We start from the raw sequence: 25,132 nt of genomic DNA, 5'->3' as shown, positions 1-25,132 counted from the left end.
CTTCTTGAACTTTCCTGAATTGTCGTTGGTGCGAGGGGGCGGAACAGCTTGGACAGGAAATGACCGAATGTCCATTACGAAAGCCACACACCAGGAGGTGGCAAAGCAGCGCCCCAGGACATCAATGGTGTCAAAGAATTCGAGCGAGACAGTCCGACATGACACATTGCGCCGCGGGCGCGGTGTCAGACGACTTACACCTTCCCGGCCTATCATCGCCCGCGAATGCTCGACCACAACGCGCCCGCTCCAGATGATGTCTCCGCCGACTTCAACCCGCTGGCCCCCGACCAGATAGACAATCCCTATCCGCTCTATGCGCGGCTGCGGCGTGAGCGGCCCGTCTTCCACTGTCCCATGTTCGACCTGTGGGTCGTCACCCGCTACGCGGACATCTCCGAGGTGGAGCTGGACACCGCGCGCTTCTCCTCGGTGGGCGCGCTCGATGCCAGGGCCGAGCCACACCCCGAGGTGCGCAAGGTCCTCGAGCAGGGGTACTCCCAATTCCTTTCCGTCGTGCAGAGCGATCCCCCGGACCACACACGCGTCCGGGCCGTGTTCGGCAAGGCCTTGAGCGCACATCGCATCGCGGCCATGGAGCCAGCCATCCGGGCGACCGCGGATTCGCTCATCGACGGCTTCATCCGCGACGGCCAGGCGGACCTCATCCAGCAGTTCGCCTACGCGCTGCCGGGCTTCATCATCTGCGACCTGCTCGGCGTGCCGCGCTCCGACATGGAGCAGCTCAAGCGCTGGTCCGATGACAAGACGGCGCTGATGTCGGCGACCGCGCCCATCGAACAGCTGGTCCAGTGCGCGCACGGCTTCATCGCGATGGAGCGCTACTTCAAGGAGCAGCTCCACGAGCGGCGGCGCCACCCGCGAGAGGACCTGCTGACGCTCCTCCTGCCCCAGTCCCTGGGCGGCACCGCGCCCATGAGCGAGCAGGAGGCGGTCTGCAACGCCATGGACCTGTTCGCCGCCGGCCACGAGACGACGACGGGCCTCATCGGCAACGGCATGTGGCTGCTGTTCAATGCCCCCGACCAACTGGAGGCCCTGCGGGAGGACCCCAGCCTCCTGCCCAACGCCCTCGAGGAGATGCTGCGCATGGAGGCCCCCATCCGCGGCTTCTTCCGGACGGTGATGGCCGACTCGACGCTCGGTGGAGTGATGCTTCCGAAGGGCGCGCGGGCGTTCATCCTGTACGCCTCCGGCAACCGCGACGAGACGCAGTTCACCGAGCCGGACCGCTTCGACATCCGCCGCGCCGACGCGAAGAAGCACCTGGCCTTCGGCAAGGGCATCCACCACTGCATCGGCGCTCCGCTGGCGAAGCTGGAAGGGCGGATCGCCTTCGAGCAACTGCTGCGGCGGTTGCCCGGCCTGCGGCTGCGCACGGACGTGGCCCCGGTGCTCCGGCCCTACTTCATGCTGCGCGGCTTCGAGCACCTGCCCATCACCTGGGACGTGCCCGCGTAGGCCGCGCCGTCTATTCACCAGCCAACCGTGGCAACGCCGGCATCGAACGAACGCAAATCGATGATGAGGCGTTCATCGAACCTGCAAGCTCATCGCGGTGTGCGCCAATCCGAAGTGGGAGGAGGAACAGGGCCGGGCGAATCGAACCCGAGCGAGCTGCTGGGGCCACCCGAGGGCATTCGACCGCCTGCCCTGGGGTTGCACCACGAGGGCGATTTCGCCACGCGCTAGCGGAGGCTCGGGCACGGGCCTCGAGCGAGGGGGCATGTCCAAGCTCGTCTGGGTGTTCTTACCGATCGCGGCTCTCGCGGCATGGGCCAGTGCGCGTCTTGCGCTCGGACGCGCGCCGTCACGACACGCGCTCAACATTCTCTCGAGCGTGCTGCTGCTGCTCTATTTCGCGGCCACCGCGGGCCTCGGCATCTTCTGGGTGGCCAATCAGCAACTGCCTGTCTTCGACTGGCACTACGTCTTCGGCTACGCCACCGTCGCGCTCGTCGTGCTGCACCTCGCCTACAACCTGCGCGTCGTCGTGGCGTACTTCCGGCGCGTCGCGGCACGGCGAAGGAACCGGGGCTCGGTGTCGCCGCCCAGGCCTCGAAGCGAGGCCGCGAAGGCGGGTGGGCTCGGCCGGCATCCTCGACCCCGACTGGGACGGCTGGCTCTGTGGGGGCTCGGGCTGGCCAGCGCCTTCGTGCTCGGAACCCGTTACGGCGGAGGCGGCCTGGCCGCGGATTGGTCGAGCGCGGAGCCTCGCCCGAGCGGAGAGATCGCGGGGGCCATGGAGGCCATCGAGCGCTTTCACGAGTTCTCATCGCACTCGCGCGTGGGGGTGTTTGCCCGGGCGGCGGGGATCGAGTGGGGAGCGCCGCCCCCCGCCTTCAAGCAGTACGAGGGCAAGCCGGCCGTCACCCTGCCACGCCCGCGAGCCGGGGGGCGTCCTACTCGCGAGGCCGTTGCCTCCACCGCTCCCGCCGAGACGCCGAGCACCGGGATGGACCTCGCGGCCCTCTCCGATGTGCTGTTCTACTCGGCGGGCATCACGCGCGATGAGGGAGCGTTCAAGCTGCGCGCCTCGCCCTCGAGCGGCGCGCTCTTTCCAGCGGAGCTCTACGTGCTCGCGCGAGAGGTCCAGGGGCTTCCTCCTGGCGTCTATCATTATGATCCCGAGCGACACCTGCTCACCCGGCTCAGTGACAGGCGTGTGCGTGCACCCGATGTTGGAGTGCTGGAGACGGGAGCCTTCGACGCAGCCCCCGCCACCCTCGCGGTGACCGCGGTCTTTCGCCGCAGTGGGCACAAGTACCGGGACCGTGCCTACCGCTATGTCGCCGCCGATACGGGGCATCTGCTCGAGAACCTGCGCATCGCCGCTTCCGAGGCAGGGCTCGTGGCGCGCTTCATCCCCCGCTTCGACGAGTCGCGCGTTGCCTCCGTGACCGGCACCGACGGTCTCGAGGAGGGCGCGATGGCACTCGTCTCCCTCGGCGAGCGCGACAGTGGCCCCGCCGCCTCCGCGCTCCTGCTGCCACCCGACGGCGGTGCCTCCGCACGTTACGAAGCGGCGCCCCCGCCCGAAGGCGCCGACAAGGACCTGGGCCCGACGGCACTCGCCCACCGCGCGACCTCCCTTCGGCTCGTCGAGGACACCTCGCCATCACCCGACGCATCCCCCGGAATCGCGCTTCCTTCGCCGGTCGGCTCGGGCATGCCGGTGCGCGACGCCATGGCCGCGAGGCGCAGCCGGAGGAAGTTCTCGGAGGAGCCCGTGTCGCTCGTGGAACTCGGCTCGGTACTCGGAAACGCGCTACGGGCCTCGCCGATCTTCTCCCAGTCCACGCGTGTGTACGTCGTGGCGAATCGGGTCTCGGGACTCGAGCCGGGCGCATACCGGTACGACCCCGCGGCACACGCGCTGACGAAGACGCGCGCGGGAGCGCTCGCCCAGGAGGCCGGGTCGGCGGCCCTGTCGCAGGACGTCATCGGCGGCGCGCCGGTCGTGCTCGTCACCACGTTCGATCGGCAGCTCCTCCAGGAAGAAGGGCCCAGGGGTTACCGGCATGCCTTCTTCGAGGCCGGGATGATCGGCGAGCGCGTCTACCTCGAGGCCGAGGCCCGCGGTCTGGGGGCGTGCAGCGTGGGCGCGTTCTATGACGATGAGGCCGCGCGGCTGCTCGGCGTGCCACCGGCGCGCGAGTGGGTCGCGCACTTCCAGGCGCTTGGCCGCCTCTGATACCCGGGATGACGGGGGCCTCTTCTCCCCGGGTCCTCCCGTGCGAAGCCGCGCAGCTGTTCACCACCGGCGCCACCCTTCCCGTGGACGGGTGGCTGGGCCTTCCGCGGTTGAAGAAAGAAGGGCCGCGACCTCGAGAGTCGCGGCCCTCGTGCTTTCCGGAGCGATATCCGTCAGCCGTGCGGCGCCCGCCTACCGGACCTGGGAGAGATTGAGGGACGTGTTGCTGCCCGACGAGACGATCCGCTGGGACTCGGAGGCGTACGGCGAGGAGTAGCCGTTCTTGTTGTTCCTGTCCTCGTCATCGGTGTTCACCCAGCCCCGGACGATGGCGCGGGCGAAGTCGTTCGGTGCGAAGACGCCATAGCTCTGCTTGAAGTCGGGGAACACCGACATCGTCTGGCTCCCGTACCGGAACATGCAGAAGTACATCCCGGTGTTCCCGTTGCTGTCGCGGAAGTTCGGCGCGACATCGCCCACCATGCTGCTGGCCTGGTTGTTGTCCTCGTTGTCGAAGAACCGGTAGAACTCCGTCGAGCCATTCGGGCACGTCGAGCCGAGCTTCAGGACCGCGTACTCGTAGTTGGTGAGCAACGACGTGACGAGAGGGCGGAACTTCAGGCCGTTCACGCGGCAGAACCGGAACCGCGTGTTGCGATCACTGATCGTGGCGCCGATCCACCCACCCCTGCCGTTGGCGTTGTCGTTGTCCTCGTTGTCCAGGTAGATCTCCACGGGCGCCGTCTGGCCCGGGCAGGAGGCGACCGCCGGGAGGATGCCCACGTCGTAGTTCCCCTTCGGCGTGGAGAACGAGGACACCGCCGAGACACCCTTGAGGCCGTCCTGGTCCGAGCCCAGCAGCTGGAACTCGTAGCGCTGGACCGGATCGAGGTTCGTCAACCGCACGGTATGGGAGGTCGTGAGCGACGCGTCCACCGGGGTGGCGATCCACGGGTTGGGCGTGGACGTGTTGCTCACGAGGCGGTACTGCAGCTGGGTGGTGGTCGCCTTGTTCGTGTTCCAGATGATGACGGCGGTGTAGTCGGTGGAGAAGTACGGGGTGCTCGCCAGGGTGCCCGAGTACTGGATGTCCTGGAGGCGGAAGAGCGTCATCGACGAGTTGTACCCCTTGGCCGCCAGAGCGGAGTCGCTGGCCGCGCTCACGCACGCGCTCACCTGCGCCGGATCCGCCGGGTTGGTGAGGTCGTCGTAGCAGGTCTTCACCGCCTCCTTGAGGTAGACGACGTTGTTCTGCGCCGTGAGCTCGTAGCCCGACAGCCTCGACTGCAGGTCCGCCGAGACGGGGAACTGGGAGGACTTGAGCACGAGGACGCGGTTGAGGAACTGGACCTGCGAGCCGAACTTCTGCCGCAGAGAGTTGCGCGCGGTGGCCACCTCGGCCGGGACCGAGCGCAGCGGAATCTTCGACTCGGGAGGCAGCAGCGCGTTCCACGTCTCGAAGGCGTACTGGCGGTCCGCCGGGTTGCTGCGGATGCCGTTGATGAAGCTCGAGGACTGGGCATAGGTGATGCCGTTGGACATGAGCTGGCCGCAGGCGGCGAGGTTGTCCATGTTGCAGTCCACCGCGGTGCGTCCGTCGCCCGAGCTCGAGCCTCCGAGGAAGCTGCTGAGCGCCGCCACGTCACCGCCCACCTGCAGCGCCTCGACGTGCACCGCCGCCTTGCCGCGGAACCTGCTGGCGTGCGTCTCCACCGAGCTGTTGACGGAGCCCGCGCCCGTGGCGCTCACGTTGACGCTGGCCTCGAAATCCTGCTTGTCCTTCTCGGTGGCGAAGTCGATGCGGTAGAGCAGCATCAGCATGCCGCCCCGCTGCCTCCGCCAGGCGAATTGATCTCCGCAGACCTGGAGGAAGTCCGAGCGGCTCGGCGCCACGTTCCACTGCAGCGTGCTCTGATCGAGCTCCTCCACCTCGAAGTTGTAGTCCGCCACGTAATAGAGCGAGATGGACAGGCTCTTGCTCTCCGCGGAGCGGCTGAAGTTGGCCTTCGCGCTCGCGTCCAGGAGCTTGAAGTGCGCCTTGGCGTCCACCTTGAAGCCCAGCATCTCGGAGGCTTCGTTCTGCAGCATCGCGCTGTCGAGGCGGATGCTCGAGGACTGCAGGGGAATCTTCAGGATGTTGGGCGAGCTGAGGCACTGGGCAGGCAGGTTGCTCTCCGTGACCAGGTTGCGGCCCTGCCCGAGCAACGCGGCGCTCTGGATGTCGGCCGGGTAGATGACCTCCACGGGCTGCCCGGTCTTCCCCAGCTGCTCCGACTCCCGCTGCTCCTGCGCTTCACCACAATTCAACGTCGCCGAGGCCATCACGCCAATGGCCAGGTACCGCATTGCCGACCGGATTCTCATGCTGCCCTTCCCGCTTTCTGAGAAAGAGGCACAACCCGTATCACGAGGATTGGTGGCTCTGGCGGAATTTTTTATTATGCTGAAAAAATCCTATTACCCAGGCTTCTCCCACCTGACCGAATACGAGTTCATGCGGCGCGACCTCCAACTCCACCGGCTCGGCCCACTCCCGCGCGAAGCGCCCCTCCCCCGCTGTCATGTCCCGCGTCCCCGTTGGCGCCAGCGCTTCGTCCAGGTGAACCACCGGAACAGCCGCCGTGCAGGCCCCGGCCACTCCGTGCACCTGTCCACCAGGCCCTCCTTCACTCCATGGGCGAGCACGTAGCGCTGCCGGCCCATCAGCGCCGCATCATCGAGCACCAGCTCCGCTGAGTAACGCCGCGCCCAGAAGCCGCCACTCCAGTCCACCAGCTTCCCACCTTCCTGGAGAGGTTGGCGCGCAGGTGCTGCATGAAGCTGGCGAGCACCGCCCCCCGTGCCCATACCAACCGGTCGCTGAGTCTCGTTCCAGCTCGAGTCCCACGTTTCGAGTCCTTTGACACCTTCTCGCGGAATCCTTTGACACCTTTCCACGGGGCGTTTCGAATTCTTTGACACCTTTCCTCGGGCTCTGGCGTTCTGGCTTTACAAACCTCGAGCAGCCGAGCCTCGAAACGCGCGCCTCAGCCCTCGGGCGCATGCAACGACACGGTGTCCGAGACCACCAGTGGAGCGAATAAACAAACATGCTCAATACAGGTTTCGCGCTCTCTCGCTTTCCAGGAAAGCAATCCCGATCGCGCGCAGCGAAGCAGTACCCCAGACACGCCCCACTGTGCGAAACGACATACATCCGCCCATCTGTTCATGGTGATTGACGAACCGCACCAATTGCGCGAAATTGAAACTCATCGTGACAGGCGGTTCTGGCGGAGCTCATCTCGTCGGGCGAGCGTCCGCACCCACAAGCCAGCGCAGATCTGGCTCAACGGCTTCTGGCGGTGCTGTATGGCTTATCGGAAGAATTCCCTCGATGCACCACACCGCCGACGTCTGGTTGGGAACCGCCAACTGCGAGCTTCCCTCGGAGTGCGCCAGGCCGCCGGCATGGACAGAGGCTGATTCCCCAGGACGGGGACCGGCCTTTTTGATTTTTCGGGCTGTTGTCAGGCTTGACCCAACAGCTCCCATTCATATTTCTCTTTCTCGCATCCCAGCAAAACAAGCGGAGTGGAGCACGAGCGCGTCATCCACGGCCCCGCCTGCTCCAGGAGAAACAAACACCGATGTCTGGAACGCAAATGTCTCGAAAAATCCTTGTCACGGGTGCGAGCGGCATGCTCGGGAGCCACGTGTTGGCGGTGCTCAGCGCGAAGAATGACGTGGTTGGCTGGTCTCACAGCTCGGACCGTGCCCCTCTTCACCGGCTCGACGCGACCAATACCCGGCAGGTCGACCAGTTCTTCCGTACCCACAAGCCAGAGATCTGCGTGCACTGCATCGCGAGTCCCGACGTGCTGGCGTGCGAACGTGATCCCGACATGGCGGACCGGCTGAATGCGCAGAGCACGGAACATGTCGCGAGGGCCTGCACGGAGCATGGGGCGAAGCTCGTCTACATCTCCACGGAGTACGTGTTCGACGGCACCGCGGTGGATGGGTACACCGAAGACAGCCAGCCCCGGCCGCTGCAAACCTACGGAAGAACCAAACTGCGTGGGGAGGAGCACGCCGCCCAGGTTCCCCACCACCTGACGGTCCGCCTTCCCGTCCTCTATGGAGGACCGGTCCAGGGCCGCAAGCCAACATGGATCGAGGCCATGCTCCGGTCCCTGGAGCAAGGCTTGCCCGTGGAGCTCGACGACCACTTCGAGCGACAGCCGACATGGTCATACGACGTGGCCATGGTGCTGGCCCGCGCCATCGACGAGGAGCTCGAAGGCATCCTCCACGTGGCCACCCAGGAAGGCCTCACGAAATTCGCCTGGGGGGTGAAGCTGGCGGAGGCGGCGGGCTTGCAGTCCTCGCTGCTGCGTCCCGCCAACGCGCCGCCCGAGGCCTCGGGACCGCTGAAGCCCGCTCGCCCCTGGCTGCATACACACCGACTGCAGCGGCTGGGAATCCCCCCACCCCCCGGCGTCTCGGAACGTGTCGCCGCCTATCTTCGATCGCTCGGCGGAGAAAGGAAGGTGAGGACCTCCTGAACATTTCGTACGCGACATGACCCCGGCCCGCTGGGGCCACCCGTGACACATCTGTTGTTCTGGCGAAGGGAGACTTGCTTGGAAGTCATCGTGCGCAACACCATGTGCCCGCGACACCCGGACACCCACATCTGCGTGGTGGATCGCATGCGCGAGGCAGTCCTGAATGGAGCCATCAGCCGAATCACGATCCTTTCCGAAGGAAAGGAAACAGGCGCCTGCGAATGCGCTTCGTGGCCGGGGATGGTGAAGCAAACAGTACCCGTGGACGAAGAGGAGCGCTCCCGAACACTGGCCGAGGCGCTGCGGTGTGGCGTCGGCAACGTCCTGATCTTCGACTGCGCCTGCAACATACGGCCGGAGGTCCTGCAGACCTTCGCCAACCTCACCACCGCCACCGTACTGGTGACCGACCCGGTGGATGGCGGCAGGTCGGCGAAGACCGCGGCCGGCCAGGAAGGCCGCCCCTCCTTGCTGTTGGACGGCCTCGGAACCAACGACGCCGGTGGCTACCTCGGGGCGCTCCTCCTGACGGGAGAGGAGCGGCCGGATCTGTGCGCCGCCCTCGAGGAGAGCGACTTCCTGATCTCCTGGCATGGAGCGCTCGCCCGCCTGTCACGCCGCATCCGACTCCGAAGCGCCGTGTTCTCCCGGGACATCCACGGGAACGAAACCGTCGTCGAGAGCAGGCTGGCCGGCGGCTCCTACGCCCGCACGTACCTGAGGCTGCACGCCGCGTCCGGGCGCCGTACCGTCCGCAAGGAGGCGATGGGCGCCGGCCTCGGCAAGCTGACCGAGGAAATCCGATGGCTGCGCGGCCTGGAAGACCCGGCGAGCCGGCACTTTCCGGAGGTGGTCGACTACCGCATCGAACCGTACGGCGTCTCGATGGACCTCGCGTACCACCACCTCCCCACGCTGCGCCGGCTCATCCTCTCTGGAGAGCTCGACGAAGCGGAAGCGGCGAGGTGGGCGTGCCGGGTACTCGCCGTGCTCAAGCGAGACATCCACCCCAGCGGCCAGAGACCCGCGCCCGTAGATTACGTGTGGAGAACCCATCTGCGCCGCATCGAGGAGAGACTCGCGGAGACCGCGAGCGCGCTTCCGGAGCGGCAGGCGCTGTGGACCGCCGACAAGGTGCGAGTGAACGGGGTGTGGCTGAAAAACGTCCACGACCTCGTCTCCACCCTGGCGCGCGACCAGAGGGCGCTGCGCATCCTGACGCCCGACCGGCTGGTGCGTACCCATGGAGACCCGCACTTCGACAACATCCTGATCGACAGGAACAACTACCGCTTCTTCCTGATCGACCCCCGAGGAAACGACGGCTACGACGTGGCGTATGATCTGGGAAAGATCTGGCACTCCGTCAACTCCATGTACGACCTGATTCACGATGGCCACGTGCGGGTCGAGGCGCAGGGTGAAGAGATCAACTACACCTTCACCTCACCGCGGATGGTGGCGTTCTATCGCAGGGTACGGGAGCGCGTTCGCACCTGGCTCACCGCCACCGGGTGGAGCCAGGGCGATCCCTACTGGATGCTCAAGGTGCGATTGGCCGAGGCCGCCCACATGTGCAGCGTCATGCCCTTTCACATCACCCGGGATCGCCAAGACACGGTCGCGATCGCCTGCTACGCACGCGGACTGGAACTGATCAACAGCCTCTACGCGGATCTGACGTCAGCCCCCGACCCGGTGGACCCGTGGACCGAAAGAAAGGATGCAGCCGAATGCGTGTAGTGCATTGTGCGGACGTGGTGCCCGGTCATCGCCCGGATGGGCGGGTCGTTCTGCCCCTGCTCGACCTACCGGTGAACGTTCCGGTGAACCAGACGGCCATTCTGTTCGTCGAGCACCCCGCGCACTTCACCGAGGGAAGACATCACCACCAGTCGCTCCACGAGATCTTCTACTTCCTCGATGCGGCCGACTACTGGGTCAATGGCAAGCTGCTCCACCTTCAGCCCGGAGACCTGCTCGTGCTGGAACCCAATGACGTGCACGGCGCGATGCCGGTGCCACACAAGGTGCGGCTGATTGTCTTTCACGTACCGAAGGTGCCCGGCGACAAGGTCGATGCGCCCGCCGACGCACGTGCGGCCAGCTGACCGGCCAGCGCCCTGGGCCCGACCGGGGCGCTGGCGTAGTGGCCGTGACGAACCTTCGCGATGCTCACCGGTCGACGACGCGGAGCCTTTCTGATGGTGACCCTGGAACACTCGAGTCGAGCGGTGACGTGAAGGCGCCCCGGAGCGCGCGGCCCCTCTTCGACAGCGATGACGAGCGGATGCAGCCGGATCCATCCGTCTGGATGGGAGAGGAAGGCGACCGGCGGCAGCTCGCGCCGCGCCGGCAAGCCCTCTGTCTTGCCCGAGCGCGGGATCTCGTAGACCGCGGATTGACGAGTGGGTTCTGCGCTAGACTGGCGGCCAGGAGCCACGCGCGCGTCAGCCTCTGCCACGTCAGGGAACCACCAACGTCTGCTATTGCTTCGACAACGCGTACCTGGAGTTGCCGTGGGCTGTGGACGGGACGGAGCTGGCGAGTCCCGCCGTCGCTCCGACCCGGCTGGCCGAGCGTGCTGCTCGGCGAAGTACCGGCGCCAGTCCCTTCGGCATCGCCTTGCGCACCGAGCCGTCCGAAGCCCCATTGCCCTTCGCCACCTGGGACTACCGGGCCCCCTTTCTCCCTTCAGGACGGGCGATCTCCGTCGCTCATTCCAGCATGGAGCCGCGCCAGCCCTTCCTGTTCCGCTCCCCCGGCAGTGCCCGGCCCGCTCAGTGGACGGATGGCCGGGCTGGCGAGCGGCAGCGCGGTGCCGGATTGTCTGAGGTTGCCGCCGTGCACCTCGTGATCCCACCGGTCTGGAGCCGGCAGCGGAACTGCGACAGTTGGAGCAGGCGGGGCTCCTCACCCTGGGGACCAGGGACCCTCGGGGGGCTCAGCGGAAGCTCAGCACCTGCTGGCAGGCCTGGGGCAACTCCCGTGAGGAGCCGCCGGAGATGCACGAGATGAAGATCGCCAGGCCGCGCACCTCGGTGCCCGCGAAATACACATCACGCCGTCCGGCGGGGTCGAGCAGGCGCAGGTGCGTGCACTCCGTCCTGACGCCTTCGATGGCACAAGGGATGATTGATTCCACATACGGAACCCGGCCGATGTCCTTGAACGTCTCCACGCCATCCCGCACGAACCGCTTCAGGCGGGAAGCCTCGGGGAGATGAGTCCAATCGAGACGTGAGCCGTCACCGCATTCGATCCGTCCGTCGCCGTCACCCGCCAGGAGCTTGCATCCAGCAGGAGCGGAGAGCTCCCGGCCCGCGAGCGCCGACTCCGGTTGCTTCACGGTGGCCCCTGCCTCGGGTGCGGCCCTCCAGCCGTTGCCCGCGAGCTTCTCCAGCACACGCCCACAGAGCGCCTGCTGTTCCAAGGTCGTCTTGCAGAGGACACGCCGCCCTCCCCTTCCCTCCACCGACAGGACAGCGAACGCCGACTTCTCCTGGTCCTCCGGCGCCTTCGCACTCATGCGCAGGATGCGAGCCTTCCGGCCCGCCAGCGTCGCTGACTCTTCCTCGAATTTCATCCGGCCCGCGGCCTGCCCCTCGAAGATACGGCGACTGTTCTCCCACAGGCTCTCGGCGGAGACTCCCGGGTGGTCGGAGATGATGGCGTTGAAGCTGCTGCACTCGTAGCTCCACCCCTCGTTCCCGAGCGGCTCCGCCGTACATCCGGTGAAAAGGGACTCGGAAGGAGTACTGGGACCGGCATGAGCGGACAGGGAAGGCCCCGCCGTGCACAGAAGAAGGGACAGTCCAAGCTGGAGACGAAGCGAAGAGGCGAGATTCAACGGAACCTGCTTTCCGGAAGGGGTTGGCGCGCGACAGGACGCTGGCCGGCCGGTGTTCCTGACAAGCCCGCGCATGGACCGACCCGGCCGGCACAGGGAAAGACCTTGCGCCGCACGCTTGTTCAGGCCGCCCTCCCAGAAAGGGGCGACAGGGGGCGTGGGCCTGTTGGCTGTGGCGGCTCGAACCTCAACACCACGCGGCCTGAGGGGGCTGTCGCGCCGGGGCCAGGCTCGCTCCTGTCGGGGGCCCCAGGTGCTCCACTATCGCTCTCACCCCTCCTGCTCCCTTCACGTTCGCCAACAGCAGCGCGGGAGGGGGATCCGCCTGGAGCTGGACCTGGAGTTCGGCTCGCAGAAGCGCCTCAACGAGGGCATCGAGAGGTGCCGCTCGCTGGCGGACAACGGCAGCCGCGAGATGCTGGAGACGATCCTCGAGGACACCGAGGAGCACATCGACTGGCGCGAAGCCCAGCTCGAGCTGATGAAGCAGGTAGGCGAGACGAACTCCCTCGCCCAGCAGCTCAAGAAGGAAAGCTGCTCAGGCCGGTTCGGGGCGTCGGCGAGGACAGCCTTGTCTCGGAGCCCCTCGGAAGCTGGAGTTCCTGTCAGGGGGAGCCGGAGCGCTGCACTCCGGCGCCAGGCGACGGAGGTACTCTGGCTGACTCCGGCGGCGCCCTGCCTGACGTGCGGCTCCCCTGCCCGACGCTGGCACGCCGGATGCCGGTGAAGCACGCGCCCCGGAGATCGAGGCGACCGACCAGTCCGCCCGCGTGACGACAGGCCGGGGTTCCATCCCGGCAGGCGCTGAGGCGAAGCGCGAGAGCCAACGGAATCGTTGCGCTCCTCTTCTCCTTCGGAGCGGGAGCGGCCCACCGCCGTCCAACACGCAACTGGCTGGAGCCGAGCTGAATCGCCGGGTCGAGAAGCTGCTGCGACAGATGACGCTCGATGAAAAGGCCGGCCAACTCGCTCAATATTCGTATGACCAGTGCCTGTGGGCTGGTGCGCAATCACGTCCAGGAAGACCGGAAGTCCTCGCACGACCTTCCGGCCTTCACCCACCAACATCGCGGCAACAACTGGACGCGCGCCAGGTGTCCTGGTGCGCATCCATCCCATCTCAGGGCCAGTCCCTACCTGGCGACAACAACCAGCTCATGCGCCGGGAGAGCACAAGATGCTGTTATCCAAGACATCAGTATCATCAGGCGACAGGTCACAAGTACTGATGTACTTGGGCTGGCTCGCGGACCACCCAGACGGGCATGAGAGACCGCAAAGCCGAGCGGGCTCGCTGGCAAGCCTTATACAATTGCTCATGCCTTTGGGCATGAGGAGGGTTGGATCCCTCGGGTCGCAATAGCCAGAACCATAACCCTTGATGTATTCGCCATCAGCACAGCCGCCGCACGAAGAGTAAGACCCACCGGCACCTGGTCTCAGGCCATAACGGGTGAAGGTGGCCCCAGAGCCGCCATCCATAGGGTTGCAATTGGCGGAGAGGTCATATGAGCCGACATAGTGCTTTCCGCTCGCATAGCCGTCGATACCACAGGCAGAAAAGCCGGAGCTCTCTGGGATGGGAGAGCAGATAATCACGTTTCTTTTATTGGAACCCTCGGGGCAGGAAGAAGAGTAGTCGTACCGGCTTACGTAATAACCAGCAGGGCACGCATTGGGTCCGGTCATGCACACGGCCTCGGTGACCGCGGACTCCATGGTCTCCAGGAGAGGAGCATCATCGATCTGCGCATCCTGCTCCTGAACCCCTCCACAAGAGACAGACAGAATCACCAGACCAGCCAACATCAAAGTATTTTTCATACCTACTTTTCACCTTGAGTGAATGCCCTCATGGAACGCCGGAACAAGACATCCTCATCATGAGGAAGGCCTCTCACGATGTCACAGCAACCGCAGGCGCGGGCCACACCATACTGCGTGCACCGGGCCAAGTCTAGCACCGATTCCGGAGCAAGGTGAGCACCCATTCCGGGCCTACCGAACACCTCCTTGACGGGGTGTGAGGGCCTGCTGAGGAGCAGCGCGAAGCGTCAACGGTGCTGGGCAGCAACGGGCCTTTCCGGCATCCCTTCAAGGAGGTGGAGATGGCGGCAGCCGCATCTGACCGGGTAATATAAGTCGCACACCAACCCGGAGCATTCCGCCGAGCCGAACGCTCTACTTACTCCTGCCACGGCCTGCTCATCCGTCACCGATTTTCTCGAGGGCCAGACTCGCCTGCGAGCGAACCTCTTCAATATCGCTTTCTCCAAGTGGCGAAGCACGAGGACAGCACGCCGCCGCAATTTGCCGTTCGTCGTCCTTCTGGAGTGCCTCCAGCGCAGCCTGGTCGCCATGGCGGCCACCAAGCAGCTCTCCGATGACGAATGCCCCCCATCGGATTGGAGCCTTTGTCGAGGTTGGCAATCAGCAACGGCCGGATCTGCTCTCGCTGACTCGACGAAAGGAGCTTCCAGAAATCCCCAATCTCTTTCACGAACTGCCAGGTGTCATCGTGCTTCCAAAATGCCGGATCAGCAAGCAGTGACGTGTATCGATCGAACGCTCCTTCAGGGAATTTGTCGTACCTACGCAGCCCGGACTCAAGCTCCATCAGGAGGCTGAATAACTTGCTTTCGGACCGAGCATGAATTTCTGCCCGAACAGCATCGAGCACATCCGCCGGTTCACGGTCCATCGGTATGTTGCCAAGGTGCTGTGAGTTCCCCTGCATGCTCCATTCGATTGCCCTGGACGCCTCATCGCCCACAGAGCCCATCCATCCCTCAACCGGCGTCCGGTCCATGAGCATTCCTTGAAGCACTGGGATGAGCGGCAGGTAATTGGTCGCCCCGAGTGCATGGGCAGCACAGTACCGGACCTCGGGCGAATCGTCTCTCAATGCCTGCTGAAGAGCATCGACGGCGGCTTTGAACTCCTTGGAATCGGTCTCGACCTTGTCGAACAAGCAGGAGAGGCACTCCGCGGCCTGACCCCGAACCTTGGGGTGCTCCTTCTGGTCCGAGAGAATCTGGATCACGAGATCCCACAAGCAGACGTCTTCATGCCAGCTCAGCGCATAGAGAATACCGTGTCGCACCTCGACACGCTCCTCGCTTGTGAGCAGTTCGAGCAGCCTCGCCGTCGTCGAGCTGTCAGCCGAAAGCAGCTTCGCCGCCAGAACGATGGCTTCGAGCTCCGGTCCTCGGATGTTCCTCAGTGCAGCGTCCCTCTGCTCTTCGGTCAAGGGCTCTCTCACCCATACGCATGTTCCAATCTTCGCCACTCCATGGGAGTGGGCTTGACATTCAATGAAGTTCGGGCGGCCTCAAATGGGGATGCTCCTTATGGCCGTGCCCTGGTCATCAGCGAGGCACTTCGACGATTCCGATTGTACCATCCGCCCAGAGGAGCAAGACGCCCTGCCATCCGAACCACCCTCTTCGCGCGCGCCCATTCCACCCGGGCTATCGCTTTTTCTCATCATCTAAAAAAATCATACATCGCCTTCCAGCACGGGCCGGCTTTCGAAGGCCGACAGGCGCATCCGCCTTCTCTACCTCACGGTAGCGGGCGTCGATCTGCTTGCCGCATGTTACCCGGCCGCGGAACGCGCGCAGGCTCGGAAGTCGAGCACGTGCTGGCCACGCAGACACTCGTCCAGAAGCATCCGAAGAACATGAAGGTGGACGTACGTGGGAGGCTGCCACCCGGGGCCACGGCCAAGGACCTGGCCCTGCACGTCATGCGCTGTCTGGGCACGGCTGGCGGAACCGGCCACGTCATCGAGTATACGGGCCCCGCCATCGAGGCTCTCGACATGGCGGGCCGCATGGACAATGTGGTCCAGCTCAAGGCCTCCGAGGCCGGGCAGCTCGTCACCTGGGGCACGACTCCGGCCACCGCCATACGCCTCGATGACGCACTGCCCGATCCCGCGGCCATCGAGGACCCGACACGCCGAAAGCAGACCGAGCAGATGTTGCGCTATATGGGCCTGTCGCCTGGCCAGAAGCTTCGCGGGGTGCCGGTTGATGTCGTCTTCATCGGCAGTTGCACCAATGCTCGGATCGAGAATCTGCGCGCGGCAGCCGAGATCGTGAAGGGGCGGCATGTGGCCGCGGGCGTTCGCGCCCTGGTGGTGCCCGGTTCAGGCCAGACCAAGGCCATGGCGGAAGCCGAAGGCCTGGCCGAGCTGTTCACCGCGGCCGGATGGGAGTGGCGTGAATCCGGCTGCTCGCTGTGTCTGGGCATGAATGCGCCCTTTCACGACCCTGACGGGCATCGCGGCCGTCCTGCCCTTGCCGGATATCGACACGGACGTTCGATCGTGCCTCCATCCTGGTAACCGGCGCCAACCTTGGATGCGGATCGTCTCGAGAGCATGCGGTCTGGGCACTGGATGACTTCGGTATCCGGAGCATCATCGCGCCAGGCTTTTCCGACATCTTCTACGCCAACGCTGTCAAGAACGGGCTCCTGCCCGCAGTCCTCGAAGAGGAGGATTGCAGGAGATTGATGGCGGAAATCTCCGCCTCCAGGCAGCCGGAGGTCGCCATCGATCTGCCCGAACAGACGATAAGGAGTCCGGCTGGCACCGTCATGAGCTTCAGGATTGGCAGCACGCACAAGCAAGCGCTCCTCGAAGGTCTCGACGAGATCGCCCAAACCCTCTCGTGGCTGGCGGACATCGAGGCTTGGGAGCGCCGGGAAGCGGAGCTCGAGCCCTCCTCACGAAAGGCCCGGATGAGCGCCTGCCCAACCGAGCCCGGTACTGGGAGGATTGAGGATTACGGTTGTCCGTAGCCAGGCGGGACGTAATTCAGTCCAGCGACGCCGGACGGCACGAAGTCGCCACCCGGCGGAGGACCGAGCTTGACGGTGCCACCAATCGGCAAATCAGGCCAGCGCGCCTCGTTGTTGGTGACCTGCACCGCGCAGTCCGAATGATCCACGTCCGGCCAGACCGACTTGCCGAGTGACGCGCCTGGTTTTGGCGTGACGTAGACTTCGGAGAGAGAGACCTGCTCATCCCAGCATCCGCCGGACACCCCGCTGAACCACAACATGTATCCCCCCTTGTCCGGCGGTGAGGGGACCGGCGGATAGACGAGGTTGGTGTCCTGGATGAAGATGGAGCCGATCTCCTCGGGGTCCTCTTTTGTGAAGAACATTCCCTGGTAGTTGCTGGAGCCGGTCAGGCGATGGATGCGCAGCTCCTTGACCCCTCCCCACGGTTGGATCACATCGGCGTGTGAGGATTGGGGCTCGAAGCGCCCCACCAGCCCGTCGACCCGCACATTCTGGATCTGGACGATGGCATCCCGCGCATCGATCGCGATGGCGTCCTTCTCGATACGTCCGCTGTTGTCGATCAACAGGCCCTCGACATGCACGGTGCCTTTCTGCCTCTGAAGGAAGAGGGCCCCAGAGGCGTCGCCCGCTGGTACCGACTGGTGACCACCGATGATGACGATGTTGCGCCCGCCATCCAGGTGCGTCTTGACCAGTTTCTTCTGGTTCGGGAACTTGATGATGTAATCCTTGTTTTCATCGAGCTTGCGATAATCGGTACAGATATCGAGCTGGATGGTCTCCGGATTGGTCAATGACGGCGGAGCCCAGAGAAGCCGGGAGGCGGGAGCGGGAGCGGGAGCGCTTGACGAGAAGTCGATGTAGTTGATGTCACCGACGTGGCCGTTCTCTCCATTGGCATCCATGACGACGCGCATCCACTGCTGACCCGCGCTCAACTGCACGTTTTGGATCGTCACCGTCCGCCACGTGTCCCACCCACCTGTGTTCGGGATGGAGATCGGCCCGGTCTTGTCGACCCCGTTGAACTCGAGATGGAAGGTCCCACCGGTACCCCTGACGCGACCCGTGCCTGCACGGTATAGGTCCCGGTCCGGGTGACGTTCACGGTATAGCCGAGCCACTCCCCTGCGTCCGTCCACCCGACGCCGTACCCTCCGCCTGTATCGGCCACCGTCCGGATGTCGACTCCCTCGGAAGTCCGATAAACGTCACCTTGGTTGTATGACCAGCCGTCGTGGAAGGCCGAACCCTCTCCACCCTTGTCGAAGTGCTCGGCCTCGACCCGGCCCGGGAGTTGAGCCACTCCCGAGTAGGGGGTCGGTGCCGGCAGGATTTCGATGGCGGAGCACTTGGGCTTGTTGACGCTGGCCGTGAAGGATAGCGAGAGACTGCCATCGCAGACGGCGACATCGTAGCGCTTGACCGCCGCGGCCATCGTGCCGACATCCGCGATGATGTCGTAGTCGGACAGGCGGCGCTGGTTCTCGATATCGACGCTGAACACCCGCTTGCCCGGGACATTGGAGTTGGAAGGTCCACCGGGCGCCCCGAACCAGATCTCGGCGAAGTGCAACAGGACCACATAATTGCCATTGGGAACCGGGCTCTCATACTGGAAGCTCCCGAGTTCCTCCTGGGGGATCCGCTCCGTCTTGTAGAGCGTGTCATACTCGGTATACAGGATGTCGGGAATGGACTCGTTTTGCCCGGTGATTCCGCCGATACAAGAGTGATCAGCCGAGTAATGGATTGCGCCAGGTGTGTAGTAGTCCGGCCCGGCGCAATTCACGCGAATCGGGACGGAGGCGCCTCGGCGGACGCGCTTCCGGCCAGGAGTGAAAGCACGCCCACGAACAATGACTGAGCAAACGATGGTAACGATCGCATGAGCCTCTCTTGGAGTCGTTGGTCCACGGTGTGACGCCAGACGGCCGGCCCTGGATGCGGCGACCGCGGCAGGCCTACTCTGGCTCATGCGGCCATGCATGGCTTGTCTGATTCACGCGGTGTCGGTCATTGGACTCGCCGAACGTTGGAATCTCCATAACCAACCAACCCCCGTGCTGGGAGGGACGGGAGGAGGAGCTGCTTCCCTGAAGCCTCCCGCCCCTGCCTCAGTGGGCCGGGGGGGCGCGCTTCGCCGCGATGTACGCCTCCACCTGCTCGCCCAGGACGTCGAGCGGCAGCGAGCCGTTGCCGAGGACGACCTGGTGGAAGTCCCGCACGTCGAAGCTCGGCCCGAGCGCATCCTGGGCCCGGGCGCGCAACGCCAGGATGCGCAGCTCGCCCACCTTGTAGCTCGTCGCCTGCCCGGGCCACACGAGGTAGCGCTCCACTTCCTTGACGATGTCCCGGTCGCTCAGCAGCGTGTTCTTCTTGAAGTACTCGATGGCCTGCTCGCGCGACCAGCGCCTGGCGTGCATGCCAGAGTCCGTGACGAGCCGGGTCGCCCGCCACAGCTCCAGCGACAACTGGCCGAAGCGGGAATAGGGATCCGCGTAGAAGCCCAGCTCCCGCCCGAGCTTCTCGGCGTACAGGCCCCATCCCTCGATATAGGCGCCGTGGAAGCCGAAGCGACGGAACTTCGGCAGGCCCTCGAGCTCCTGCGCGAAGGCGACCTGGAAGTGATGGCCGGGTGCCGCCTCATGGTAGGTGATGCCCTCGATCTGCGGCTTGAGCACCTGATTCATGTCCGCGAGGTTGACGTAGTAGATGCCGGGCCGGGAGCCATCCGGAGCCGGCGAGTTGTAGAAGGCCACCGGCGCCGTCTCCTGCCGCCAGGGCTCGACCGCGCGCACCTCGAGCGCCGCCCGGGGCAGACGGTGGAACAGGCGGGGTGCCTCCCTCATGGCCTGGGCAATGAACCGCCGCGCGTCCTCCAGGTAGGCCTGCTTGCCCTCCTCGGTGTCCGGGTAGTGCGAGCGCGCATCCGCCTTCACGTGGGCGAAGAAGTCCTGGAGCGAGCCCTGGAAGCCCACCTGCTTCTGGACGGCCTCCATCTCGCGGTGGATGCGCTCCACCTCCGCCAGACCCGCCGCGTGAATCTCCTCCGGCGTCATCTCCGTGGTCGTGTAGAAGCGCAGCTGGTCGGCGTAGTAGGCCGCGCCGTCGGGCAGGCTCCACGCTCCGTCATTGCCCTTCGCCTGCCGGCCCACCTCGGCGATCGTCGCGAGGATCGTCTCGTAGCCGCTCTTGAACGGACCCTTCAGGGCCACGCGCGCCTCGTCGAGCAGCCGGGCCTTCACCTCCGCGGGTGCCTCGAGCGCGCCCACCTTCTTCTGGAAGTCCGCCCACACTGCGCTGTCCGCGCCCGTGTCGAACGGCGCGCCGGAGATCACCCGGCGGGCATCGGCCTCGACCGGAGCGAAGACGAACTTCGGCGGGACGATTCCCCGGGCCGCCTGCGCCCGCATCCACTCGGAGATCTCCTTCATGACCCGCGGTACCTCGCGCAGGCGCGACACGTACGCCTGGGCGTCACTCACCGAGCCCACCCGGTGCGCGTTGATGAGGAACACCGGGATGTTCCCGGTCGGGCTCGAGCTGTTGGTGACGGGAAAGGCGTGTGAGTACCACCGCAGCCGCCCCCTGCCCCGGACGACCAGGTCCTCGAAGAGCCGGTAGGACAGGCGCGAGGCGGGGCTCAAGGCGCGCTCATCGAACTCGCGCTTCATCCGGGCGAGCTGCTGCTCGGCGAGCTCCTGCTGCTTGCGTGCCCCCGCCTCGGTGTAGTCGTCGAGCCGATCATAGGACTGCTTCGAACCCTGGTAGGTGAGGCTCTCGGGGCTGAGCGCGAGGCGCTCCTCGTAGGCCGCGTCCAGGAAGGCCAGCAGGCGTTGATCGATCTCGCCGCCGGTCTTCGCGTCCGCCGCGGGGGGCGGGGACGAGATCGTAGCGGAGGAAGGGGTCGCGCACGCACCGAGTGACAGCACGAGCAGCAGCGGCGCGAGGAATCGGGAAGACGGCACGGGCATTCCTTTGAGCGGAGGGAAGGGCCCGTCTATAGCGCGCGGCGCGCGGTGCGAAAACCGCGCAACGGTTGCGGCCCGCACGACCGGGCAGCTGGACGCGTGTATCGTCGCCGACGGCCCCCCTCACCGAAAGTACGTGTCATGAAACGGTACCTGCTGGCGCTCTTCACTCTCGTTGTCCCTGCTCTCGCGGGGTGCGGTGGAACGGATGTCACCTCCGGGCAGGATGCGCTCGCAGAGCGCTCGGATGCCCTCGTCAGCTGCTCGGTGACGTGCTCGACCGTGACCCTCTCCTGTCAGGGTACGGCGTGCTCCGCCTCCGATGGTGCGTATGTCCAGTGTGATGGCGTGTACCAGTACTGCCCGACGAATCCCCCGCCCACGACCTGCTCCCGCGGCGACATGTGCGTGAACCTGAATGGGCAGTCCTGCGCTCCGAATGCCGCCCAGCGGGCCTGCTGCCTCAATGGCGTGAATGATGGCGGCTGCTACTGCGCTCAGGGGACGTGGATGTGCACCATCCCCGTGGAGCCACGTTAGAGGAGCCGCGAGTCCCGCCGCTTCTCGCGCCCAAACCGGCTGGTTCATTTTCCCGCGCTTCTTCATGTTCAGCGACACCGCCGGAGGCGCTGCCGGCGCCGACGCGAAAGAAACCCCCGGCTCGCCTCATGGCGCCCGGGGGTTCCCCTCGGACCGAGCGCTACTTCGCCATCGCACGGATGACGTCGAGAATCAGCCCACGGTAGGACGAATCGTTGGTGTACTCGACCCGCACCGTGTGCGAGCCGGCCGCCCAATTCCCCGTGAGCGTCTTGGTCTGCCAGCTCTCGGAGTCGAAGGAGACGGTGCCCACCACCACACCATCGACCGTGACCCGCCCCTGCGGGTAGGCACTGCCGTAGAAATCGGCCTTGCCACGCAGCTCGAGGGTGTTGAAGGAAGTGGACGCGTTGAGCGTGCCCGCCGAACCACCGTTGGTCCAGAAGACGTACTTGTAACCGCCCGACGCGGTGCTGTCGGAGTAGACGTCGTAGGTGCCGTACTGCCAGGCCATGTCCTCACCCTCGAGCAGCCCTGCCAGGGTGGGGGGCGGGGTGGTGGTGCTGCCGGCCGGGACGTGCTCCTTGATCTGCCTCTCCATGACCAGTCCGAAGTCGCTGCGGGAGTGGCCCAGGCCCGCGATGACATCCAGGGACGTCTGGAAGGCGCGGTCGGTGTACCACGCGTAACCGGCCTTCACCCCGTAGGAGCTCGTGGTGGTGTAGGCGGTGTCCTTGTCCCCGGTGTTCCAGTTCATGTGGACGCGGGTGCGGAATGCCTCCGAGATGGACGCCGTCACCTTGGGGCTGCCTCCGTAGGAGATCGCCACGACCACGCCGTCGGTCATGGTGCGCTGCGCTGCCCCGGACGGCACCCAATACTCGGTCGCGAGCTGCGCGCCCGAGGAGTAGCCGCCGAAGGCCACCCTGTCCGTCTCGATGGGGTACTGGCTCTGCACGCGCTTGACCAGCGCCTCGGCCCACCTGGTGTAGCCGGGCGGGTCGCCCTGGTACCAGCAGGAGCCGTCGCCGTCCGCGCAGGCCTTGTTCGGGGAGAACGGCGTCAGCAGCACCATGTTGTTCCGCTTGGCCACGTTGATGAGGCCGTTGGTCCCGGCCAGCAGATAGGTGCTCCCGGGGTTCTTCAGCCCGTACTCGCCGGACCCGTCCGCATAGACCAGGAGGCCGACCGGCTTGGACCAGTCCAGCCCGGCCGCATACAGGTGGTAGTCAGAGGTGTAGCCGGAAGCGGAGTCGTAGAAGCTGAGGAAGGTGCGATCGGTCAGCGGACCGCCGCTGCCGCCGGTCGACGCGGCCGACGCAGGCGACGCGACCACAACCACCAACGCCAGGAGGAGCTTCGGCAAGACACGGTGCATGAGGTTCATCGTTTCTTCCTTTTAGTCAGGAGGGCCACCTTCTTCTACTGGGAAGTCCAGGTCCCAGAAGTCGCGTTCCAGTAGATCTTCCCACCCTGGAAGTTCTGGACGGTGTTCCCGAGGGAGTCCTTGTATTCATCGCTGGTGGGGTAGCCCAACCAACTGTTCTCGGAACCCATGTTCGCCCAGGTCGTCCGGATCGCCCCGCGAGTGGGGTGCGCTCCCGTGGTGGACGTCCAGTGGATGGAGCCGCCCTGGAAGAGCTGGTAGGAGCCGCCATCCTTGAGCCCCCCCATCTCGTCGCTCCTCGGATACCTCAGGAAGCCGTTCTCGCTCCCCAGCGCGCGCCACTTCGCGGAGATCGCCCCGGTCGTGAAGTAGGCATCCGCGTAGTCGGGCGTCCAATGGATGTAGCCGTCCTGGAACGCCTGATAGCACCCTCCACCCACGAGGCCGCACCGCTCGGGTCCCCTCGGATACCCGAGGACTCCGTTCTCGGAACCGATCGCGCGCCACTTCCTGCTGATGGCCCCTCGGGTTCCCCAGGCTCCGGTGTTGGGAGTCCAGTGGATGAAGCCCTTCTCGAAGACCTGATAGCACCCGCTCTGGATCAGGCCGCACCTCTCGGCGGTGGTCGGCTTCCCGTAGTACGCCTCGCCCCCGTCATCCTGCCACCGCTCGCCAATGGCACCCTTCAGCCCATAGGGCAGCCCCTGGTAGTTCTTACTGGTGATGCTCTGGCCGTAGTAGAAGCCGTTGGGGTACTCGACGGTCGTGAGCGCGCCTCGGGTGGTGAAATCGGAGCAGTAGATGGTGTTGAAGTGGAGGTGGACCCCGGTGGCCGAGCCTGTCGCGCCAGCGCCGCCCAGAAGGTGCCCACGTTCCACGGTCTGACCGCGCCTGACATTGACCGTGTTGAGGTGATTGTACTGGGTGCAGAAGTCGCCACCGTGGTCGATGATGACCTGGTTGCCGTTGATGGACGGAGACGGGTTGCCATCGTAGCCGGCCACCCGCACCACGCCACCGGCCGCTGCCCAGATGGCGTCATTGGTGCTCATCCCAATGTCCATCGCATACCCCAGGTAGGGGTTGCTGCGGTCATGAGGATACTGGGTGACTTTATAGGTCCTCCCACCCGGGAAGGGGAGATACAGGGTCGGCGCGGCGACACTGGACAACGCGCTGAGTCCCATCAAAAGGGAAAGAACGAGACCAGCGTTCGAGACGGCCATTCTGTGCGGATTGCTCATCGGCTCTCCTCGGGAGTGGAACACCCCGTCAGGACGGAAGAACGCGGCGAGCGTCCCACGCGGAGCCGAAAAAAAGTGCCGGGGTGACCCGCGGGCCCGTCAGTCCGTCGGGCCAACCCACCACCTTGCGCGAGAAGAAGTCGAGCACCACGGCCAGATAGAGCCAGCCCTACCTCGTTGCCACGTAGGAGATGTCCGTAGTCCAGGTGCTATTGGGCTGGCCGGGGGAGAAGTTGCGCTCGAGGACGTTGGGGGACACGGGCTGGTCGTGGCGCAAGTCCGTTGTCCGCTCATGCACCTCCGTCACCACCTCGGCCAGGGCCCGGTCCGCCTCTGCCGCTCGAACTCCGGGCACTCCTTCCAAGCGTAGGGCCCTCTTCTTCTTGGCGCCCTTGTCCCGGCCTTCCGCACTCCCCCCACCGACCCCCGCTCGCCAGTTTCAGGCCGCGACGCCCGGCTCGTCCAAATTCCCGCGCTTTTCGGTGATCATCGACAGAGGTCGATGGGCCCCACCTCACGCAGTCCCCGCGCGGAATCCGCCACATCGAGATGGGCCGTCGTGGCACCGCCCAACTCCTGGGCGAGCGCCGCTCCCTTCTCGGGATTCCGCCCCGCGAGGATGAGTTCGACGTCCTTGCTGACCTTCCTGACGTGCCGCGCGATGGTGCTGCCCACGAGCCCGTAACCGCCTGCGATGAGAATGCGTGACTTCATGACGACCTCCTGTCACCCGCTGGTTACCAAAAGTAGGTTACCAGTAGTAATATGGAGGGTGGGTGTCCGGGTCAAACGAACCTCTTCGAGGAAAGCCCAGGACTACCACCCTCCCCGAATTTCTCCGCGCTCGCCGCGAGCGGCCTCACCCCGAATCGACCGAGCGGCGTCGCACTCCCGGACTTCGTCGCGAGGAAGTCGCGGCGCGCGCCGGCGTGAGCGTCACCTGGTACACGTGGCTCGAACAAGGTCGCGGCGGCGTGCCGTCCGACGACGTGCTCGAACGCCTCGCTCGCGCACTCGAGCTCGACGACACGAATCGCGAGATGCTGTTCCTGCT

The 25,132-nt window shown here is 65.4% G+C and carries 17 protein-coding genes and 3 pseudogenes; 10 read left to right on the top strand and 10 right to left on the bottom strand.

Annotation, left to right across the window (positions count from 1 at the left end):
- The first annotated feature begins 225 nt into the window (after positions 1-225).
- Together JQX13_RS31555 and JQX13_RS31550 are read left to right on the top strand one after the other, a co-directional pair.
- Entirely contained in the window at positions 226-1,482 is a 1,257-nt protein-coding gene (locus JQX13_RS31555) for a cytochrome P450 (protein ID WP_203403170.1), read from the top strand.
- Positions 1,483-1,747: 265 nt separating this feature from the next.
- Positions 1,748-3,715: a SagB/ThcOx family dehydrogenase gene (locus tag JQX13_RS31550; protein ID WP_203403169.1), complete on the top strand. Its 1,968-nt coding sequence runs from the start codon at positions 1,748-1,750 to the stop codon at positions 3,713-3,715.
- A gap of 192 nt (positions 3,716-3,907) precedes the next feature.
- On the opposite strand, the gene JQX13_RS31545 is transcribed toward JQX13_RS31550, so the two are convergent.
- Together JQX13_RS31545 and JQX13_RS54580 are read right to left on the bottom strand one after the other, a co-directional pair.
- A complete protein-coding gene (locus JQX13_RS31545; protein ID WP_203403168.1) occupies positions 3,908-6,079 on the bottom strand; it encodes a hypothetical protein in 2,172 nt (723 codons plus the stop codon).
- Between the two features lie 195 nt (positions 6,080-6,274).
- The gene (locus JQX13_RS54580; RefSeq protein ID WP_239013969.1) at positions 6,275-6,487 is read right to left on the bottom strand and encodes a hypothetical protein; all 213 of its coding nucleotides are present in this window, start codon (positions 6,485-6,487) and stop codon (positions 6,275-6,277) included.
- An 872-nt stretch (positions 6,488-7,359) separates the two neighbouring features.
- Here JQX13_RS54580 and JQX13_RS31535 point away from each other — a divergent pair.
- The 3 genes from JQX13_RS31535 (at position 7,360) to JQX13_RS31525 (ending at position 10,376) form a co-directional block, all read left to right on the top strand.
- Positions 7,360-8,262 (top strand): SDR family oxidoreductase, encoded by a 903-nt coding sequence (locus tag JQX13_RS31535; RefSeq protein WP_203403167.1) that lies wholly within the window; start codon positions 7,360-7,362, stop codon positions 8,260-8,262.
- A gap of 78 nt (positions 8,263-8,340) precedes the next feature.
- The gene (locus JQX13_RS31530; RefSeq protein WP_203403166.1) at positions 8,341-10,008 is read left to right on the top strand and encodes an aminoglycoside phosphotransferase family protein; all 1,668 of its coding nucleotides are present in this window, start codon (positions 8,341-8,343) and stop codon (positions 10,006-10,008) included.
- On the top strand, positions 9,999-10,376 hold the full coding sequence (locus tag JQX13_RS31525; RefSeq protein ID WP_239013968.1) for an AraC family ligand binding domain-containing protein: 378 nt from the start codon (positions 9,999-10,001) through the stop codon (positions 10,374-10,376). The genes JQX13_RS31530 and JQX13_RS31525 overlap by 10 nt, the downstream gene beginning before the upstream one ends.
- An 833-nt stretch (positions 10,377-11,209) precedes the next feature.
- On the opposite strand, the gene JQX13_RS31520 is transcribed toward JQX13_RS31525, so the two are convergent.
- On the bottom strand, positions 11,210-12,115 hold the full coding sequence (locus JQX13_RS31520; RefSeq protein ID WP_203403165.1) for a hypothetical protein: 906 nt from the start codon (positions 12,113-12,115) through the stop codon (positions 11,210-11,212).
- Positions 12,116-12,368: 253 nt separating this feature from the next.
- On the opposite strand from JQX13_RS31520, the gene JQX13_RS56525 reads away from it, so the two are divergent.
- Positions 12,369-12,842, top strand: coding sequence for a ferritin-like domain-containing protein (locus JQX13_RS56525; RefSeq protein ID WP_239013967.1), 474 nt, complete (start codon positions 12,369-12,371; stop codon positions 12,840-12,842).
- A gap of 1,530 nt (positions 12,843-14,372) precedes the next feature.
- On the opposite strand, the gene JQX13_RS31510 is transcribed toward JQX13_RS56525, so the two are convergent.
- On the bottom strand, positions 14,373-15,365 hold the full coding sequence (locus JQX13_RS31510; protein ID WP_239013966.1) for a HEAT repeat domain-containing protein: 993 nt from the start codon (positions 15,363-15,365) through the stop codon (positions 14,373-14,375).
- Between the two features lie 390 nt (positions 15,366-15,755).
- Here JQX13_RS31510 and JQX13_RS31505 point away from each other — a divergent pair, with 390 nt between their 5' ends.
- Together JQX13_RS31505 and leuD are read left to right on the top strand one after the other, a co-directional pair.
- Complete coding sequence (locus tag JQX13_RS31505; RefSeq protein WP_203403164.1) at positions 15,756-16,466, top strand: aconitase family protein; 711 nt, start codon at positions 15,756-15,758, stop codon at positions 16,464-16,466.
- Positions 16,427-16,924: a 3-isopropylmalate dehydratase small subunit gene (leuD, locus tag JQX13_RS31500; protein WP_203412295.1), complete on the top strand. Its 498-nt coding sequence runs from the start codon at positions 16,427-16,429 to the stop codon at positions 16,922-16,924. Before JQX13_RS31505 ends, leuD begins: the two co-directional genes overlap by 40 nt.
- Here the strand turns inward: leuD and JQX13_RS54570 are convergent.
- A pseudogene (locus JQX13_RS54570) lies at positions 16,909-18,911 on the bottom strand (malectin domain-containing carbohydrate-binding protein). The gene leuD and the pseudogene JQX13_RS54570 sit on opposite strands and share 16 nt — an antisense overlap.
- 139 nt (positions 18,912-19,050) lie before the next feature.
- A complete protein-coding gene (locus JQX13_RS31485) occupies positions 19,051-20,904 on the bottom strand; it encodes a DUF885 domain-containing protein (RefSeq protein WP_203403162.1) in 1,854 nt (617 codons plus the stop codon).
- A 144-nt stretch (positions 20,905-21,048) separates the two neighbouring features.
- Between JQX13_RS31485 and JQX13_RS31480 the strand changes: the two genes are divergently transcribed.
- Entirely contained in the window at positions 21,049-21,447 is a 399-nt protein-coding gene (locus JQX13_RS31480; protein WP_203403161.1) for a hypothetical protein, read from the top strand.
- 160 nt (positions 21,448-21,607) lie between these two features.
- Here JQX13_RS31480 and JQX13_RS31475 read toward each other — a convergent pair whose 3' ends face one another.
- The 4 genes and pseudogenes from JQX13_RS31475 to JQX13_RS31460 form a co-directional block, all read right to left on the bottom strand.
- Positions 21,608-22,825, bottom strand: coding sequence for a carbohydrate-binding domain-containing protein (locus JQX13_RS31475; protein ID WP_203403160.1), 1,218 nt, complete (start codon positions 22,823-22,825; stop codon positions 21,608-21,610).
- A 44-nt stretch (positions 22,826-22,869) separates the two neighbouring features.
- Positions 22,870-23,886, bottom strand: a complete 1,017-nt coding sequence (locus tag JQX13_RS31470; protein ID WP_203403159.1) for a peptidoglycan DD-metalloendopeptidase family protein — start codon at positions 23,884-23,886, stop codon at positions 22,870-22,872.
- Between the two features lie 295 nt (positions 23,887-24,181).
- Positions 24,182-24,364: pseudogene (locus JQX13_RS56520) on the bottom strand (DDE-type integrase/transposase/recombinase); the annotation flags it as partial.
- A gap of 200 nt (positions 24,365-24,564) precedes the next feature.
- Positions 24,565-24,792, bottom strand: a complete 228-nt coding sequence (locus JQX13_RS31460) for a hypothetical protein (protein ID WP_203403158.1) — start codon at positions 24,790-24,792, stop codon at positions 24,565-24,567.
- 62 nt (positions 24,793-24,854) lie between these two features.
- Between JQX13_RS31460 and JQX13_RS54565 the strand changes: the two are divergent.
- A pseudogene (locus JQX13_RS54565) lies at positions 24,855-25,058 on the top strand (helix-turn-helix domain-containing protein); the annotation flags it as partial.
- Positions 25,059-25,132 lie beyond the last annotated feature (74 nt).

The sequence above is a fragment of the Archangium violaceum genome (genome assembly GCF_016859125.1).
Taxonomy (GTDB): domain Bacteria; phylum Myxococcota; class Myxococcia; order Myxococcales; family Myxococcaceae; genus Archangium; species Archangium violaceum_A.
Note: the sequence above shows the minus strand (reverse complement) of the source record. Positions and strands in the feature narration are given on the sequence as shown.

Coding starts and splice junctions, on each gene's coding strand:
- JQX13_RS31545 (WP_203403168.1), bottom strand. CDS start 6,079: ATGAGAATCCGGTCGGCAATGCGGTACCTGGCCATTGGCGTGATGGCC.
- JQX13_RS31475 (WP_203403160.1), bottom strand. CDS start 22,825: ATGCACCGTGTCTTGCCGAAGCTCCTCCTGGCGTTGGTGGTTGTGGTC.
- JQX13_RS31525 (WP_239013968.1), top strand. CDS start 9,999: ATGCGTGTAGTGCATTGTGCGGACGTGGTGCCCGGTCATCGCCCGGAT.
- JQX13_RS31480 (WP_203403161.1), top strand. CDS start 21,049: ATGAAACGGTACCTGCTGGCGCTCTTCACTCTCGTTGTCCCTGCTCTC.
- JQX13_RS31460 (WP_203403158.1), bottom strand. CDS start 24,792: ATGAAGTCACGCATTCTCATCGCAGGCGGTTACGGGCTCGTGGGCAGC.
- JQX13_RS31555 (WP_203403170.1), top strand. CDS start 226: ATGCTCGACCACAACGCGCCCGCTCCAGATGATGTCTCCGCCGACTTC.
- JQX13_RS31535 (WP_203403167.1), top strand. CDS start 7,360: ATGTCTCGAAAAATCCTTGTCACGGGTGCGAGCGGCATGCTCGGGAGC.
- JQX13_RS31550 (WP_203403169.1), top strand. CDS start 1,748: ATGTCCAAGCTCGTCTGGGTGTTCTTACCGATCGCGGCTCTCGCGGCA.
- JQX13_RS31470 (WP_203403159.1), bottom strand. CDS start 23,886: ATGAGCACCAATGACGCCATCTGGGCAGCGGCCGGTGGCGTGGTGCGG.